Source organism: Curvivirga sp., from assembly GCF_965219885.1.
Lineage (GTDB): Bacteria > Pseudomonadota > Alphaproteobacteria > UBA8366 > Aestuariispiraceae > Curvivirga.
The window spans coordinates 2,013,812-2,029,981 of the sequence record NZ_CBDCOT010000009.1; the positions used below are offsets into that span (position 1 = coordinate 2,013,812).

General features: G+C 42.1%; 16 protein-coding genes. 11 read left to right on the top strand and 5 right to left on the bottom strand.

What is annotated here, in order from left to right:
* Positions 1 to 19: 19 nt before the first annotated feature.
* The 4 genes from fliP to ACOQOA_RS14990 all read right to left on the bottom strand — a co-directional run bounded on the left by fliP (position 20) and on the right by ACOQOA_RS14990 (position 1,952).
* Positions 20 to 838, bottom strand: coding sequence for a flagellar type III secretion system pore protein FliP (fliP, locus tag ACOQOA_RS14975; protein WP_420549419.1), 819 nt, complete (start codon positions 836 to 838; stop codon positions 20 to 22).
* On the bottom strand, positions 835 to 1,170 hold the full coding sequence (locus ACOQOA_RS14980; RefSeq protein WP_420549420.1) for a flagellar biosynthetic protein FliO: 336 nt from the start codon (positions 1,168 to 1,170) through the stop codon (positions 835 to 837). Before ACOQOA_RS14980 ends, fliP begins: the two co-directional genes overlap by 4 nt.
* Before the next feature lie 39 nt (positions 1,171 to 1,209).
* A complete protein-coding gene (locus ACOQOA_RS14985) occupies positions 1,210 to 1,512 on the bottom strand; it encodes a hypothetical protein (RefSeq protein ID WP_420549421.1) in 303 nt (100 codons plus the stop codon).
* 104 nt (positions 1,513 to 1,616) lie between these two features.
* Positions 1,617 to 1,952, bottom strand: a complete 336-nt coding sequence (locus ACOQOA_RS14990; protein WP_420549422.1) for an EscU/YscU/HrcU family type III secretion system export apparatus switch protein — start codon at positions 1,950 to 1,952, stop codon at positions 1,617 to 1,619.
* A gap of 162 nt (positions 1,953 to 2,114) precedes the next feature.
* Here ACOQOA_RS14990 and ACOQOA_RS14995 point away from each other — a divergent pair, with 162 nt between their 5' ends.
* The 11 genes from ACOQOA_RS14995 to ACOQOA_RS15045 all read left to right on the top strand — a co-directional run bounded on the left by ACOQOA_RS14995 (position 2,115) and on the right by ACOQOA_RS15045 (position 14,303).
* On the top strand, positions 2,115 to 2,513 hold the full coding sequence (locus ACOQOA_RS14995) for a flagellar basal body rod protein FlgB (protein ID WP_420549423.1): 399 nt from the start codon (positions 2,115 to 2,117) through the stop codon (positions 2,511 to 2,513).
* Positions 2,514 to 2,536: 23 nt separating this feature from the next.
* Positions 2,537 to 2,947: a flagellar basal body rod protein FlgC gene (gene flgC, locus ACOQOA_RS15000; protein WP_420549424.1), complete on the top strand. Its 411-nt coding sequence runs from the start codon at positions 2,537 to 2,539 to the stop codon at positions 2,945 to 2,947.
* Between the two features lie 130 nt (positions 2,948 to 3,077).
* Positions 3,078 to 3,410, top strand: coding sequence for a flagellar hook-basal body complex protein FliE (locus ACOQOA_RS15005; protein ID WP_420549425.1), 333 nt, complete (start codon positions 3,078 to 3,080; stop codon positions 3,408 to 3,410).
* Positions 3,411 to 3,463: 53 nt separating this feature from the next.
* Positions 3,464 to 3,730 carry a flagellar biosynthesis protein FliQ gene (gene fliQ / locus ACOQOA_RS15010; RefSeq protein WP_420549426.1) on the top strand — a complete coding sequence of 89 codons (267 nt, stop codon included), beginning with the start codon at positions 3,464 to 3,466 and terminating at the stop codon, positions 3,728 to 3,730.
* A gap of 54 nt (positions 3,731 to 3,784) precedes the next feature.
* Complete coding sequence (locus ACOQOA_RS15015) at positions 3,785 to 4,549, top strand: flagellar biosynthetic protein FliR (protein ID WP_420549427.1); 765 nt, start codon at positions 3,785 to 3,787, stop codon at positions 4,547 to 4,549.
* 6 nt (positions 4,550 to 4,555) lie between these two features.
* Positions 4,556 to 5,662 carry a flagellar biosynthesis protein FlhB gene (flhB, locus tag ACOQOA_RS15020; RefSeq protein ID WP_420549428.1) on the top strand — a complete coding sequence of 369 codons (1,107 nt, stop codon included), beginning with the start codon at positions 4,556 to 4,558 and terminating at the stop codon, positions 5,660 to 5,662.
* Positions 5,662 to 7,851 (top strand): ATP-binding protein, encoded by a 2,190-nt coding sequence (locus ACOQOA_RS15025; protein ID WP_420549429.1) that lies wholly within the window; start codon positions 5,662 to 5,664, stop codon positions 7,849 to 7,851. The genes flhB and ACOQOA_RS15025 overlap by 1 nt, the downstream gene beginning before the upstream one ends.
* Before the next feature lie 211 nt (positions 7,852 to 8,062).
* Complete coding sequence (recA, locus tag ACOQOA_RS15030; RefSeq protein WP_420550113.1) at positions 8,063 to 9,163, top strand: recombinase RecA; 1,101 nt, start codon at positions 8,063 to 8,065, stop codon at positions 9,161 to 9,163.
* Between the two features lie 275 nt (positions 9,164 to 9,438).
* Positions 9,439 to 12,096: an alanine--tRNA ligase gene (gene alaS, locus ACOQOA_RS15035; protein ID WP_420549430.1), complete on the top strand. Its 2,658-nt coding sequence runs from the start codon at positions 9,439 to 9,441 to the stop codon at positions 12,094 to 12,096.
* 114 nt (positions 12,097 to 12,210) lie between these two features.
* Entirely contained in the window at positions 12,211 to 13,386 is a 1,176-nt protein-coding gene (locus ACOQOA_RS15040) for a cyclic nucleotide-gated ion channel (RefSeq protein WP_420549431.1), read from the top strand.
* Between the two features lie 71 nt (positions 13,387 to 13,457).
* On the top strand, positions 13,458 to 14,303 hold the full coding sequence (locus tag ACOQOA_RS15045) for an AAA family ATPase (protein ID WP_420549432.1): 846 nt from the start codon (positions 13,458 to 13,460) through the stop codon (positions 14,301 to 14,303).
* A 39-nt stretch (positions 14,304 to 14,342) separates the two neighbouring features.
* Here the strand turns inward: ACOQOA_RS15045 and sppA are convergent, their stop codons facing one another.
* Positions 14,343 to 16,142, bottom strand: a complete 1,800-nt coding sequence (sppA, locus tag ACOQOA_RS15050) for a signal peptide peptidase SppA (protein WP_420549433.1) — start codon at positions 16,140 to 16,142, stop codon at positions 14,343 to 14,345.
* Positions 16,143 to 16,170: the final 28 nt, after the last annotated feature.

The following is a 16,170-nucleotide window of genomic DNA, read 5'->3' on the forward strand; positions in this document are numbered from 1 at the left end:
TGAAAATGCAGGGTTTTATTTATGGGATAAAGCTTTGGACCAAGCTTCCGACAACCAGATACCAACCATCTACCAAAACAAAGAAAATGAGCTTGAATGGTAGGGAAACCATAACAGGCGGCAGCATCATCATACCCATCGACATAAGGACGGAAGCTACAACCATATCGATGACGAGAAAGGGAACGAATAATAAAAAGCCAATCTCAAATGCACGCTTCAACTCTGAAATCATGAATGCCGGAATAAGGGCCCGCAGGGGAATATCTCGTGGGTTTTCAACTGCTTCAAACTTACCTATATCCATAAACAACTGAAGGTCTTGCTGTCTTACGTGACGTCGCATGAAGTCGTGAAATGGGGCAACTGTACGTGTAAACGCATCCTCTTCAGTGATTTGTTCTTCGATTAGAGGTGCAATGCCGTTGTCATAAGCTTCTTCAAGAGCGGGCTGCATGATAAATAGGGTCATGAATAACGCTAAGCTGACCAATACCATATTGGGAGGAGTCCCCTGTGTTCCCAATGCGGTTCGAAGTAAGGACAGTACAATGACAAGGCGTGTAAAGCTAGTCACCATAATCATAAGAGAAGGGGCTAAAGATAGCACCGTGATCATTGCGATTAGTTGGACAAAGCGGCCTGTCACAGAGCCGCCTTCGCCAATGTCAATATTTACAGATTGCGCAAGCGCAGTACCATGAAACAAGGCTGTGATTGCAAATGTGAAAAGGCCAGCAGCTAAGCTAAATGTGAATGCATTTTTTACTAGATCAGCTTTGCTCGCACTATTTGCTTTTGTTGAGAAAGAGGTCTTAATGTATTTTACAATGCTCATTTCCCTAAGGCCTTATCGTCAGGGCTTTTTGGTTCCGGTGAAGAGTCAAAAGCTGTAATTGAAATATTTTTCTCTATGAGAACGGCTGTTTCTTGTCCGATAACTAGAACATGTTCCATATTATCGCGTCTTACAATCATCATACGTTGCTTAGGACCAATAGGAAGGCTTTCGATGATTTGTAGACGGCGTTTTGTGAGGGGAGTGTGCTGAAAACCCCAACCTTTTCCATATTTTCGACCAAGAAATAGGGCAAGTAAAATTAAGGATAAGACAAAGATTAGAGCGACAATCATTCGAAGAAAATCTGCGTAACCGATCACGCTTTCCATGCTTATCTATCCGTCTCTAATCTAGGTTTCAGTCTAATATTATTCAGAAGAAGCAGCTTGTTCCGATGTTTCATCATCATCATCATCACCTGCGCGTAGGCGACGGGCTATCTCTCCCATCTCCCAAGAAAGTTGGGCAAGATCGTCGCGTAATAAATTTAATAAGGCTTTTAATTCTATGGAATCTTCATCTGATAAAGCGAGTACATCTGAAGAAAGTTGCGCCAATTGCTCGGGGTAACGTTCTAAAGTGGGGACTTCCCCTCTGGTCATACCAACACGACTTGCTTCAACTTGGTCAAGCATATCATGGATTTTTTGTTCAACTTCAGCGCGTGACATATGGTCACTCCAATCCCTATTCAAGAACGTATACAAAAACCTTTGCTCTGACTATGAACTGATTCTTTGCATAATAAAAGCGATTGTTTGTTAATGTTACAGTCTTATGAGCTTGGAATTTTTATTCCATTTTGTTCATAGATAAAACGTAAAATTTCGGCAACAGCGATAAACGCTTCTAGCGGGATTTCATCCCCAACATCACTTGCTGTTAATAGCGCTAATAAATCGGGGTCTTTATGAATAGGAATATCAGATTCTTTAGCCAGAGCTAGGATTTGGTCAGCAAGCTCCCCCTGTGCTGATGCAAGGATCGTCGGGGCGCCTTCTTTATTCAACGGGTCGTATCCTAGTGCTACAGCTGAAGAAATGTCTTCTTCAGGAGGTTGTGCCTTTTGATCTTCTGACCCAGTGTCTGTTTGCCGTTTTGATATTTTCATATTCTTAACCTTTATTGCAGGAATAGTATCATATCTTTGTAAAAATGGAAGAATTTAAAAGTTGGCATTGCTTTTGCTTATATGTTTCCGAGAGAAATTGAGAGATCAACCCGAAACCAAAATGTGAGAGTGATGGTGAGGGTTGTAACTAGGAGAGAGAAAATGACAATCGCGTCTTCTGCATTGGGTGGTATGATGAAAGAACGTTTGAACTGGTCAGTTCAACGCCAATCTTTGATCGCTGAAAATATCGCTAATGCCAATACCCCGGAATATGCTGCTAAAGATTTGAAAGCTTTGACTTTTAAAGAAACTTTGAGCGAGAATAAAGTTGGCTTGAAGATGACGCATGAGGCGCATTTCAATACACCACGTGGTGGTGTCGGGGAGTATGATGCGAAAGCCAGTAAGTCTGGATATGAGATTTCTCCTGATGGTAACCGTGTGGTTTTGGAAGAGCAGATGATGAAAATGAACCGTACAAACGGTATGCATGCAACTGCGACCAATCTTCTGAAAAAATATAACGCAATGTATCGTATTGCCCTTAAGGGTCAGTAAGAGATTAGGTGAGGAGAGAGACAATGAACGATTTAGCAAATTCCTTTTTTATTGCTGGCGCTGGTATGCGAGTGCAGGGTGCACGTCTACGTGTGATTTCTGAAAACCTGGCTAATAAGGATTCTACGGCGCAAACTCCTGGTGGTGACCCGTATCGCCGTAAAACAATCACTTTTAAGAATGAATTGGATAAAGCGCTGGGCACTGATTTGGTGAAGGTTAATAAGATTGGCGAGGATATGTCCGATTTTAGTTTGGAATTCGATCCAGGTCATCCGGCGGCAAATGCTGAAGGCTATTACAAACGTCCAAATATCAATAGCTTAATCGAAATGATGGATATGCGTGAAGCCCAACGTTCTTATGAGGCAAATTTGAGTGTTATTCGTGCCACAAAAACCATGGTAAATAACACGATTAACCTATTGAAATAAAGGTTCTACTAAGATAAAATGAACTCAGTGATAGTGGAAGTAATCGATGATATGGGGTTGATACCCTTTGATGAAATAGGGGTGAGAGCCTAATCCACTATTTAGCAGAAACTTGCCATAGGAGAGAGTGATGGCAAATATCTCAGCAGCTCAAGCGGCCGCCGCATATCGTACTAACGCCTTAAAGACTATCAACGATGCGTCTGCGATGAAGCCTGGTGATCTGTCCGGTTCTAAAGAAACTGGAAGTGATTTCTTAGGTATGGTGAAAGGTGCTGCTGAAAGTGCAATTGACGCTAATCGTCATGCTGAGCAAGTTTCCAAGGATGCTATGACAGGGAAGGCGGATCTAACAGACGTTGTGACGGCGGTTGCATCTGCTGAACAAACATTGCAAACCGTTGTAACTGTGCGCGATAAAGTCATTAGTGCATATCAAGAAATCTTAAAGATGCCGATCTAGGCATTTCTTACCTACATGCTTTTATAAAACTTACAGGATTGGTAACGCTTTAGATGACAGAACAAGAAGTTCTTGATTTTGCCCGAGAGGCAATTTTCCTTCTGTTGAAGCTCGGTTTGCCTGTAATGTTAATTGGATTAGCTGTTGGTCTGGTTGTAGCCATTTTTCAATCATTGACTCAAATTCAGGAAATGGGACTGACTTTTGTTCCCAAGATTGTAACTGTGTTCTTGGCATTATTGGTACTCTTGCCTTGGATGTTACAGATACTTCAGGATTTTATGGCTTCTGTTGGGCATAGAATTATTGGTATTGGTTAAAACTGTTGATCTTTTACTAGCTTTAAGTAGTGGGAATCTGTTAAATCCACTTTCATGTATGATATTTTAGTTCCACAAGAATTTTTTGCCTATGCCTTGGTATTCGCACGTGTCGGTGCAGTATTGATGCAAATGCCAGCTATTGGGGAAACTTATATCAGTCCGCGCATTCGTCTTATGTTTGGTATGATGTTGACTTTGATCGTGACGCCTGTAGTGCGAGACGGTTTACCAGCTATGCCAGACAGTATCCTTCTTATATTGTTACTGTTACTTGCAGAGATATTAATAGGTGTATTTATCGGTAGCATTATGCGGATTGTCATTTTAACAATGGCTACGACCGGTGCTGTAATGTCCTTTGTTTCTGGATTTGCTGCTGCGCAGGCTTTCAATCCGATGCTACAAGGACAAGGTGCGTTACATACTGTTGTGTTAACGCTTACTGCGACGGCTGTTATATTGGCGACAGATACGCATCATCTTTTGATTATGGCAACTGTGGATAGTTATCAGTTATTTAATCCGGGTGAAGTACCAATACTAGAAGATTTCTCGCAAACGATCGCACGTACTGTCGCGAGAAGTTTCGTGGTAGGTGTACAATTTGCGTCGCCTTTTTTATTAGGTGCAATTATTTATAACTCTTTACTTGGTTTATTGGCGCGTCTAATGCCTAATCTACAAATTTTCTTCGTCGCAATGCCTTTGCAAATTCTATTGGGCATTATCCTTTTTGCGTTGATTATTTCTTCGGTTATACTTTGGTTTATGCGTTACTTTACAGAAACAATAGCCCCCTTTGTTGTAGTGAGTTAAGAAGTCATGGCTGACGGTGATGATGGTGAAAAGTCGGAAGAACCCACTGCGCGCAAACTTCAAAAAGCGCGAGAAAAAGGTACTGTGGCCAATAGTAAAGAGTTGACCACGTGGTTAATGTTGTTAGGTGTAGCCCTGATTATTGGGGCGTCTGGTCCATATGTTGCGGGTGCCATTCGAGATAAATTAGTGGTTTTTATAGCTCAGGCGCATCAAGTTCCTTTTCATAGTACCGATTTGAAAGATTTTCTCTTCGATGTGATTGGTAGTGTTTTACTTATCATACTCTGGCCGATCCTTGGTTTTTTGATACTGGCATTCATGGGGAATGTTGGACAGTTTGGCTTAAAAATCTCTCTTGAAAGTATTAAGCCAAAATTTAGTAAACTTGATCCTATTAAGGGAGCTAAAAAATACTTCAATGCCAAACAACTTGTTGAGTTTGTAAAGAATATTATCAAGCTCATCGTGATTGGTTCTGCAGGCGTTATCACACTGATCCCTGATTTGGGAGTGTTACAGGCAATGCCGGGAATTGACGTCGCGTTTTTACCTCGGGAAATTTATATCCTACTTTTGAAGGTAATGACGGTTGTTTTGCTGATCTTGTTTGTAATCGCAATTGGGGATTTGGTTTTTCAGCGATATCAACACAAAAAGCAATTGCGCATGACAAAACAAGAGGTAAAAGAGGAATTTAAAAACGTCGAAGGCGACCCACAAGTAAAAGGTCGAATTCGCCAAATTCGAATGCAACGTGCTGCTGAGCGTATGATTCAGGCAGTGCCTCAGGCAGATGTTGTGGTGACGAACCCGACACATTTCGCGGTAGCGTTGGCATATGATCAAGATGCAATGGATGCTCCAAAGGTATTGGCCAAGGGGCAAGATGTCATCGCTGCGCGCATTCGTGAAATCGCTGAGGAAAATGAAATTCCAATGGTGGAGAATCCGCCTCTGGCGCGTGCTTTATATGCGACTGCCGAAGTGGATGAATATATTCCTGAAGAACATTATAAGCCTGTCGCTGAAGTTATTTCTTACGTTTACAATTTACGTTCACGCGGTAAGACAAAGGGACGCATGGGTAAGCCTGAACAAGCGAGATTGTAATGAAACGCGTATTATCGAAATCTGAGAATACGCGACCGGCTAAACATTCCTATTGGCATGACTTACTTGTATTGATGGGGGTAATATCTTTGTGCCTTGCAGTGGGATTTTTCTTACATCTGGAAGGTACAAAATATGCCGTAATCTTTGTCGTTATTGCCTCTGTATTTTTAGGTGGTCTATTTTTCTTGTTTCAAAATAGGCGGCTGAGTCGTGAGCTTTCGCAAATACAGTGTGAATTATTGTTGCATAACAAGCAGGAAGAGTTTTTTGAGTTCTCCTTTGCATTAGAAAATACCAAAGGACAACTTGAATTTGTAAATGATAGATTTCGAGAATTGTTCTTTCCCGTTATAGAAGTTCTCCAAAGAAATATACCGAATTATGAACATCGTCCCTTCGATTTATTGGAAGATAGTGAGGTATATGATCTGGATCTTAAGACCGTAAGCTTGGAAGAATTACAGGCGCGACTGGACCGTGAGGGACAATTAGAGTTCCTGATTCAGTCTTCACATCAATTGGGTCATCCACGAATGCTTATGAGGGTTTCTCCATTTGATGATAGAGGTACGTTAATATGGTCGTGTTTACCAGAATCCAAAGAGTCTCAAAAGTATTATAACTCCCGCAAGCGTTTGGATTTCCTAAATGAGTTTATGGAAAATGCGCCATTTGGCCTTTTTAGCTGTAATTTTGACCTCATTTTGCAAGAGATGAATCCTAGTGCGCGTGAAGCCTTTGGTGAGTTTTATGCAAAAGGAAGTAGTTGTATAGAAGCATTTCATCCTGAAGATCAGACTAAGTTGGAGGATTATCTAAAACAATTCTTCGAAGATAAGAACGTTCCTGCACATAGTATAGATGTTCGTATGAAAAACAGTATGGAAACAGTGTTTTCTATAAATGTATTACGATCGGTTGATAGTCAGAAACGTGATGCAGAACTTCTTGTCAGTATGACTGACGTAACTGAAAGAATGCGTCTTGAAAGTCAGTTTACACAATCACAGAAGATGCAAGCGGTCGGTCAGCTAGCTGGCGGCGTCGCACATGATTTCAATAATATGTTGACGGCAATTATAGGCTTTTGTGATCTGTTACTTCTCCGTCACCGCCCTGGTGATGCGTCTTTTGTAGACACGATGCAAATCAAACAAAATGCTAATCGTGCTGCGGGATTGGTTCGTCAGCTTTTGGCTTTTTCCCGGCGTGAAGAAGTGGAACCACGAAATCTTAATATAGTCGACATTTTCTCAGAAATTTCCTCTTTGTTAAATCGTTTAATAGGGGACAACATTGAGTTGGATGTTTTGCATGGACGCGATTTAGGGCGGGTGAAATTTGATCAGGTACAATTTGAGCAAATGATCATTAACTTAGCTGTGAATGCACGTGATGCAATGCCTCAAGGAGGACGTCTGTCTATCCAGACAGATCAATTTACTGCCAAGAAACCTTATCCGATACGTGATGAGATAATGCCTGCCGGCGATTATATCAGTATTAGTGTTGCAGATACCGGGATTGGCATAACGAAGGAGAACCTCAGTAAGATTTTTGACCCCTTCTTTACAACTAAAGATGTAGGTGAAGGAACTGGACTAGGGTTATCAATGGTTTTCGGAGCTGTACGACAAGCAAAAGGTTATATTTATGTGCATAGTTCCGGTGAAAATAAAGGAACGACTTTCGTTATTTACCTGCCGAAAATAGATGCGTCAGAAGAAGAAATGGACGATACGTTGCTGGAAGATATTGCCGAACAAGACAATACAGGAGGCGGTTCCATTTTACTGGTTGAGGACGAAGATGCGGTAAGATTATTCGCGGCGCGGGCTTTGCGTTCTAAGGGATATCGTGTAACGGAGGCGCGTTCCGGGGAGGTTGCTCTTACCTTGTTAGAAGAACAAGAAGAAAAATTTGATTTACTTGTTACTGATATGATGATGCCAAAAGTGAGCGGTGTCGAAGTTATTCATGTTACACGCCAACGATTTCCCGAAATTCCAGTTATATGCATCTCTGGATATACCAGAGAGACAGTTGCAGCAGATTTATCTAATTTAGCCCATATCTACTTTCTTCCAAAACCATTCAGCTTGAAACAATTAGCGACACGAGTAAAGGAAGCCGTCGATTCGGTCGAAACACCGGATGATGATTATAAGAATTTACCTCTTGGATAGAAAAGAACAGATTCTTATTTGGAATCTTTAATGAGAACATCTAGTAAATAATTAGTATTATTAAAGAGAACATATTTCTATAACATTGAAAATTAATGATATTTAATGAGAATAAAAAAAGAACTTGCGTAATGAGAACATTTGCGGCACATTGCGTTTAGATGAAGCCCGTTGCAACAGGGGAAAGCCTATGAGAAAAGGGAATGAAGCAATGTCGCAACCGCAATTACGTTTAGTGGATAAAGATACTATGGATAAGCAAAAAGCATTAGAAGCTGCGCTGAGTCAGATTGAGCGCTCTTTTGGTAAAGGTTCCGTGATGAAATTGGGCCAGCAGCAACATTTGGATGTTGAGGCTATTTCTACAGGCTCTCTCGGGTTGGATATCGCATTAGGTATTGGTGGACTTCCTAAGGGACGTATCATTGAGGTTTTCGGTCCAGAAAGTTCGGGTAAGACAACATTGGCGTTACATTGTGTTGCGGAAGCTCAGAAAGCTGGTGGTACTTGTGCCTTTGTTGATGCTGAACACGCGCTGGATCCTGCTTATGCCAAGAAACTTGGTGTTGATGTTGATGAGTTGTTGATCTCTCAACCAGATGCGGGTGAGCAAGCGTTGGAAATTGCAGATACATTGGTACGTTCTGGTGCTATTGATGTTTTGGTTGTAGATTCCGTTGCCGCATTGGTGCCACGTGCAGAATTAGAAGGTGAGATGGGGGATACCCATGTTGGTCTTCAAGCGCGTTTGATGTCTCAAGCACTTCGTAAATTAACAGGCTCCATCAATCGTTCTAATTGTATGGTGATCTTCATCAACCAAATTCGTATGAAAATTGGTGTGATGTTTGGTAACCCTGAAACCACAACAGGTGGTAATGCGCTGAAATTCTATGCATCAGTACGTTTGGATATTCGTCGTATCGGTCAGGTAAAAGATCGTGATGACGTAACAGGTAATCAAACCAGAGTGAAGGTTGTAAAAAATAAGGTCGCACCGCCATTCCGCGTTATTGAATTCGATATCATGTATGGTGAAGGTATTTCCAAAATGGGTGAAATTCTGGACCTCGGTGTGAATGCGGGGATCGTTGATAAATCTGGCGCTTGGTTCTCCTATAATGGTCAACGTATCGGTCAAGGGCGTGAGAATGCCAAGAATTTCTTGCGCGAAAATATGGATATGACCAATGAGATTGAGCGTAAGGTTCGTGAGAATGCAGGTATTTTGGACAGTGCTATGTTGGAGGGGCCATCTGATTCAGAGAAGGCTGACGCCAACTTGAATCCGGATGATGATCCAACAAAATAAATCAAATATGATTTAATGAAATTTAAAGCCCTGTGCGTTAAAACCACAGGGCTTTTTCTTTGATGCTTATAGTTAGGACCGTTTGTGAAAGCTTACAAATTTGTCATAGTTTTAGAAAAAATGTTTTTTAAGCGTTGATTGGGATTTAAAAGTGTCTTTTTTCTTGCTTGTCCGCGCTAGATCAGTATCAAACTACTAAACCAATTTACTAGGCAAATTTGTCAGAGCGATAGAGCTCTATATTTGAAAATAAGATTTTTGAGTCAGGTAGAAAAATGACAACAGCTAATGACATTCGTTCAACCTTTTTGAACTATTTTGAAAAGAATGAACATGCAGTGGTGGATTCCTCTCCGCTGGTACCACGTAATGATCCGACATTGATGTTTACCAATGCCGGAATGGTGCAGTTTAAGAATGTCTTCACAGGCGCGGAAACACGCGACTATAAACGTGCGACGACTTCTCAAAAATGTGTGCGCGCAGGTGGTAAGCATAACGATCTCGAGAATGTGGGCTATACAGCACGCCATCATACTTTCTTTGAAATGTTGGGGAATTTTTCCTTTGGGGATTATTTCAAAGACCAAGCAATCGAGATGGCTTGGAATCTGGTAACCAAAGGTTTCGATATTCCACAAGATAAGTTGTTGGTAACGGTCTATTCCGAAGATGAAGAAGCAGCAGGTCTATGGCGTAAGATTGCTGGTTTGTCTGATGATAAAATCATTCGTATCCCAACATCTGACAATTTCTGGCAAATGGGTGACACTGGCCCATGCGGCCCATGTACAGAAATTTTCTATGATCATGGCGATCATATTTGGGGTGGTCCTCCAGGAAGTCCAGAAGAGGATGGCGATCGTTTTATCGAAATCTGGAATTTGGTCTTTATGCAGTATGAACAGATCGAACCAGGTAACCGTGTTGATCTACCTAATCCATCTATTGATACAGGAATGGGATTGGAGCGTATTGCTGCTTTGTTACAAGGCAAGCATAACAACTATGACATCGATATCTTCCGTGCGATCATTGAAACATGTGCGGATTTAACAGGTGTTGACGCAGATGGTGATCAAGCAGCTTCCCATAAAGTTATTGCCGATCACTTACGTGCATCTTCCTTCTTGATTGCAGATGGCGTATTGCCTTCCAATGAAGGACGTGGGTATGTATTACGTCGTATTATGCGTCGTGCAATGCGCCATGCATATTTGCTAGGGGCACGTGATCCACTAGTTCACAAATTGGTACCATCTCTAATTTCCAAAATGGGTGGTCATTTTGGCGAATTGAAACGTGCGGAATCCTTGATCACCGAAACATTAAAACTGGAAGAACAGCGTTTCGGTCGTACCTTGGAAAAAGGTTTGCGTTTGCTTGAAGGTGAAACAGATAAGCTTGGGGATAAAGAAGCCCTTCGTGGCGATGTGGCTTTCACTTTATATGACACATATGGTTTCCCATTGGATCTAACCCAAGATATCCTTCGTGGTCAGGGACGTACTGTTGATCAAGCTGGTTTTGATGAAGCAATGGCTGAGCAAAAAGCTAAAGCGCGTGCTGCTTGGGCTGGATCTGGTGATCAAACAACAGAAACAGTTTGGTTTGAAGTAAAAGAAGAAACTGGCGCGAGTGAATTCTTAGGCTATGAAACTGAGCGAGCGGAAGGTGTCGTTTCTGCGATCGTTGCTGATGGCAAACCTGTACAGGAAGCAAAACAAGGCGATAAAGTAAGCTTGTTGGCGAACCAAACCCCGTTTTATGGTGAATCTGGTGGTCAGATGGGTGATATGGGTGTCATTCTTTCTGCTGATGGGGCGGAGTTTAAAGTATCCGATACTTTGAAGAAGGTAGATGGTCTTCATGTTCATGTTGGTGAAGTGACCAAAGGTAACTTTAAGGTTGGTGAAAGCCTCGACATGTTAGTTGATGGTGATCGCCGTACGAAACTAAAAGCAAATCATTCCGTGACTCACTTGGCACATGAAGCATTAAGACGCGTCTTAGGTGATCATGTAACTCAGAAAGGTTCTTTGGTCGCGGCTGAGGGAATGCGGTTTGACTTTGCGCATCAAAAAGCGATGACTGCAGAAGAAATTTCTGAAGTTGAAAATATCGTAAACCGTCAAATCCGTGAAAACTCCTCTGTTGCAACTCGTCAAATGACACCAGATGCGGCTATTGAAGAAGGCGCGATGGCGCTATTTGGTGAGAAATACGGTGAAGAAGTTCGCGTGGTTTCAATGGGGAGTTCGGATGCCGAAACAAAATCTGGTGTCTATTCAACAGAACTTTGTGGCGGCACCCATGTTGAACGCACAGGTGATATTGGTTTCTTTAAGATTTCGAATGAAACAGCTGTTGCTGCAGGTGTGCGTCGTATCGAATGTCTAACAGGTCAGGCCGCTATGGATTATGTGAATTCACATGATGCGAAGTTAGGTGAGATGGCTGCTGTCCTGAAAGCTAAACCATTAGATGTTGCTGATCGAGTGTATAACTTGATTGAAGAACGGAAGAAGTTAGAGAAAGAAGTTGCTGATCTTCGCCAGAAATTGGCTGTAAGCGGTGGTGGTTCTTCTAACAAACAAGAAGCTAAGGAAGTAAATGGCGTTAATTATCTTGGACGCGTACTTTCAGATATTCCGGCAAAAGAGTTAAAACCTTTGGTCGATGCAATGAAAAAAGAGATTAAATCTGGTGTTATCGCAGCCGTATCGGTTTCTGATGGTAAAGGCTCTATTGTTGTTGGGGTTACTGATGACTTAACAGATAAGTTTTCCGCTGTGGATTTAGTACGTCTTGGTTCAGCTGCAATGGGTGGTAAAGGCGGTGGTGGCCGCCCTGATATGGCGCAAGCCGGTGGTCCTGACGGTCATGCTGCTGATGCTGCGGTATCAGCGATTGAGGCTGGTTTAGCAGGCTAATTAATTTTATTTTCAGATGAATTTAGGTGAGCCGGGAATAGGAAGAGCTATTCCCGGTTTTTCTTTAAGGGAATTTAGTTGCACGAATTTTTGATTATTCTATGATCCCTATCTATGAGTATATTACGTAAAAGATTGTTTTTATTACTAGAAGGTTGGGGGCAAGCCAGTCTTGCTGGACGTATTATTGATGGCATTCTGATTTCACTGATTTTAGTGAATATTGCGGCCTTAACACTTTCTTCAATTCACAGTTGGGCGCTAAAGTATCAGACCTTGTGGGTTGCGATTGAGATATTCTCCGTGATTGTGTTTACCGCAGAATATTTAGCACGCATATGGGTTTGTGTAGATAATCCTGAAAATATTGATCTTCCTTCGTGGAAGGCGCGATTTAAATGTATTTTTAAGCCAATTATGATTGTCGATCTTTTGGCGATCCTTCCCTTATATTTCTTCTTATTTGGCTTTGTTGGTTTGGCAGATATGCGTTATCTGCGCATTTTCCGGGTTTTACGCATTATGAAACTGGTTCGTTATTCCCCAGCTATGCAGATCATGGGTACTGTCTTACATGCCGAAAAGCGTGCTATATTCTCCGCCCTAATGATCGGGCTTGTTGTTTTATTTCTTGCATCTTCAGTTATTTATGCAGTGGAAGGCCATATTCAACCTGATGCATTTGGGTCTATACCTTCATCCATGTGGTGGGCCATGGCAACATTGACCACTGTTGGATATGGAGATGTTACGCCGATCACATTAACAGGTAAGATTGTTGGTGGATTTGTGATGCTTATGGGGATCGGGGTTTTCGGTCTTTGGGCTGGTATCATGGCATCCGGCTTTTCAGAAGAATTACGGCGCCGTGGTTTTCAGGTGCAATGGCAGATGATTGCGCAAAATCCTATCTTTGCCAGCCTATCAGCCAAAGAAGTGTTAGATGTCTCTCGCGAAGTGAAACCAGTTACATTGCAGTCAAATTATTTGATCCTTCGTAAAAATGTAAAAGCGGATCGGGTGTTCTTTGTTGTTTCCGGTCATGTGGAAGCCGAGTTACCTAAAGGAACAGAAATCCTTAAAAATGGGGATTACTTTGGCGAACTTGGAATTTTACATGGCGGATTAACCTCAACCACATTTGTGACATTGGATGAAGTGCAACTTTTGGAAATGGGACGACGTAGTTTTGAAGAATTGCTCGCACGTCACCCACTAGTAAAAGAGAAGATATTAGAAAAGGCCCACAACCGACGTCACTGGTTTGATGAGGAAATTTCCGAGATTTAGCCTCTTGTCCAACCGCTTGGGACTGACTAGGTTTCATACAAGAGAAATTTTATTGGATGGGAGTATATGCCATGCGTTTTGAGGGGACAGACTCTTATGTGGCTACTGATGATTTAACCATTGCTGTAAATGCGGCTATTACGTTGCAACGCCCTTTATTGGTGAAAGGAGAACCTGGTACCGGTAAAACAGTGTTAGCGCAGGAAGTCGCCAAGAGTTTAGGGCGTCCATTGATCGAATGGGGTATTAAATCGACAACCCGCGCGCAACAAGGCCTTTATGAATATGATGCTGTTAGTCGATTGCGCGATAGCCAATTAGGCGAAGATAAAGTTCACGATATTTCTAATTATATCGTTAAAGGCAAGCTTTGGGAGGCCTTCGAAGCTGACCAAGCACCGATCTTGTTAATTGATGAAATTGACAAAGCAGATATCGAATTCCCCAACGATTTGTTGCAGGAATTGGATCGAATGGAATTCTATGTCTATGAAACCAAGCAAATGGTGAAGGCAACTAATCGTCCGGTCGTGATTATTACATCCAATAATGAAAAAGAACTGCCAGATGCATTTCTACGTCGTTGCTTTTTCCATTATATCCAGTTCCCTGATCGTGAAACCATGGAAGATATTGTTGAGGTCCATTACCCCGATATTAAGAAAAACTTGCTGAAAGAAGCCCTAGGCATGTTCTATGATATTCGTGAGGTGCAAGGGCTTAAGAAACGTCCTTCTACATCAGAATTATTGGATTGGATTAAGCTGTTATTGGCAGAAGATATCTCTGCAGAAGCATTGCGTGAAACGGATACGAGTAAAGCTATTCCTCCTATGCACGGGGCTTTACTGAAGAATGAACAAGATGTTCATATTTTTGAACGATTGGCGTTTATGGCACGTCGACAGCAACGCTAAGAATTAAAAAAGCCTCCGGAATACTCGGAGGCTTTTTTGTTAATCACTAATTTTCATTATCGGCATAGTAAGAAGGCCATGTGATGTAAACTGGTCTCTGACCTGTAATACCCAATCAGGGATTTGTCGTTCAATAAAATGATCACTGACCTGTATTGAAATGTAACGAAGCGGATCATCTGAAGAAAAGATTGCTTCTATCTGCTCTACAGGTGTTGGTTGTTTTGGAAAAACTTGTAGATTGAGTTTTGCATTTTTCTCGGTTTCCAACGCAATGCGGGCAGCATCCAAAGCTTCTTTATAACCGCCTAATTCATCAACGAGTTTAATTCCAATAGCCTCTTGCCCTGTCCATATACGACCACGTGCTGCTGCATCGATTTCTGTTGCATCAAGACCGCGATCCTGTGCAGCTTTACCGGAAAAGTCTGTATAGACGAAATCTAAACTCTCTTGGAATTTGGCTTTCTGAGATGGGGTGAACTCGCTGATCATGCTCCACATTCCTGCTTGTGGACCCGTTTCCACGCGCTCCCAGTTAACGCCCAGATTATCCCAAAGCTTTTTCGTTGCAACCTTGCCTGCATAAACACCAATTGAACCCGTTAATGTACCAGGTTGTGCCACGATATAATCTGCGCCCATGGAAACAAAGTAACCACCACTTGCCGCATTATCACCCATAGACACAATCACAGGTATTCGGGCTTCTTTGAGTTTTAGAACTTCCCGTCTGACCATATCGGATTGCGCATAAGCCCCGCCAGGGCTGTTCACACGAAATAGGACAGCATCAATACTGCTATCTTCGCGGGCATTGGCAAGGGCTTTAGAAACCGTATAGGGAGAGAAAGTTTCATCGGTATAATAACCAGGGCCATAATCTTCGCCCGTGATTGGGCCTATACCTTGAATAACCGCAATGGTATAGGATTTGTTGTTTTCTTCCTCATCAGTTTCTTCGATTTCAAGATCGGTTGCCAGCATATAATAGGAAACAGAGACGGTGTGAGATTCTGTATCTTCAGGCAGATAGTCGATTAAATCTTCAAATTCATCCCAATATGCGAGACGATCTACGAGTCCTAATTCTAAAGATTGTTGAGGAAGATAAGGAGAGTTCAGGACAAGTTGATCAATTTCAGCAGCTATGCTTTGACGACTTGTGGTCATACCTGCGGCTAATTGTTTATGCCAATCATCCAATAAACCTTGAAGGGAGGCACGAACAGGTTCTGTCATCTGACTGCGAATGAAAGGATCTGCACCGCCTTTATATTCGTGGCGCTGTTCCATTTCTGCGGTGATGTCAATTTTCTCTAACGCATCGGCGAAGTAGGGGATTTCCATTGCCATACCGCTTACACCGACACCACCTGTAGGATTAAGCCAGATTTCTGAGAAACCTGTCGCTAAATAATAACTCAGCATACCGCCGCCCATTGCACCTAAATCTTCCGCATAGACATAGGCTTTCTTACCACTTTCACGTTGGAAATCGATAAGGGCATCTCTTAGCTCTTGAGTTTGGGCAATTCCCATAATCCCGCCATTAATTTCAGCGGCAATTGCAATAATGCGATCATCGGTTTTTGCACGTTCAATTGCTTGTAGATAATCAAGGAAGCTGGCCTGATCATACTGTTCGAACAGGTTGCCACTTCCTGCACGTTCTGGAATAGGACGATCTAAATCGAGCCATAGAACGGCATTTGGTTCAACAGAGGCGATTTCTTTCTTTAAGTTAAAAGCAAGGCTGATTCCAAAAACGATCATGATCAACATCGGAAAGCCAAGAACAGCCATAAACCAAAGAAGAATTTTACCGAAAAGTCGCATTTATTTATCCTGTTAATAGAGGCGTTAA

What these genes read in the sequence shown, in the direction of transcription:
- fliP (WP_420549419.1), bottom strand. Translation starts at nt 838, where the DNA reads ATGAGCATTGTAAAATACATTAAGACCTCTTTCTCAACAAAAGCAAAT.
- ACOQOA_RS14980 (WP_420549420.1), bottom strand. Translation starts at nt 1,170, where the DNA reads ATGGAAAGCGTGATCGGTTACGCAGATTTTCTTCGAATGATTGTCGCT.
- ACOQOA_RS14985 (WP_420549421.1), bottom strand. Translation starts at nt 1,512, where the DNA reads ATGTCACGCGCTGAAGTTGAACAAAAAATCCATGATATGCTTGACCAA.
- ACOQOA_RS14990 (WP_420549422.1), bottom strand. Translation starts at nt 1,952, where the DNA reads ATGAAAATATCAAAACGGCAAACAGACACTGGGTCAGAAGATCAAAAG.
- ACOQOA_RS14995 (WP_420549423.1), top strand. Translation starts at nt 2,115, where the DNA reads ATGACAATCGCGTCTTCTGCATTGGGTGGTATGATGAAAGAACGTTTG.
- flgC (WP_420549424.1), top strand. Translation starts at nt 2,537, where the DNA reads ATGAACGATTTAGCAAATTCCTTTTTTATTGCTGGCGCTGGTATGCGA.
- ACOQOA_RS15005 (WP_420549425.1), top strand. Translation starts at nt 3,078, where the DNA reads ATGGCAAATATCTCAGCAGCTCAAGCGGCCGCCGCATATCGTACTAAC.
- fliQ (WP_420549426.1), top strand. Translation starts at nt 3,464, where the DNA reads ATGACAGAACAAGAAGTTCTTGATTTTGCCCGAGAGGCAATTTTCCTT.
- ACOQOA_RS15015 (WP_420549427.1), top strand. Translation starts at nt 3,785, where the DNA reads ATGTATGATATTTTAGTTCCACAAGAATTTTTTGCCTATGCCTTGGTA.
- flhB (WP_420549428.1), top strand. Translation starts at nt 4,556, where the DNA reads ATGGCTGACGGTGATGATGGTGAAAAGTCGGAAGAACCCACTGCGCGC.
- ACOQOA_RS15025 (WP_420549429.1), top strand. Translation starts at nt 5,662, where the DNA reads ATGAAACGCGTATTATCGAAATCTGAGAATACGCGACCGGCTAAACAT.
- recA (WP_420550113.1), top strand. Translation starts at nt 8,063, where the DNA reads ATGTCGCAACCGCAATTACGTTTAGTGGATAAAGATACTATGGATAAG.
- alaS (WP_420549430.1), top strand. Translation starts at nt 9,439, where the DNA reads ATGACAACAGCTAATGACATTCGTTCAACCTTTTTGAACTATTTTGAA.
- ACOQOA_RS15040 (WP_420549431.1), top strand. Translation starts at nt 12,211, where the DNA reads ATGAGTATATTACGTAAAAGATTGTTTTTATTACTAGAAGGTTGGGGG.
- ACOQOA_RS15045 (WP_420549432.1), top strand. Translation starts at nt 13,458, where the DNA reads ATGCGTTTTGAGGGGACAGACTCTTATGTGGCTACTGATGATTTAACC.
- sppA (WP_420549433.1), bottom strand. Translation starts at nt 16,142, where the DNA reads ATGCGACTTTTCGGTAAAATTCTTCTTTGGTTTATGGCTGTTCTTGGC.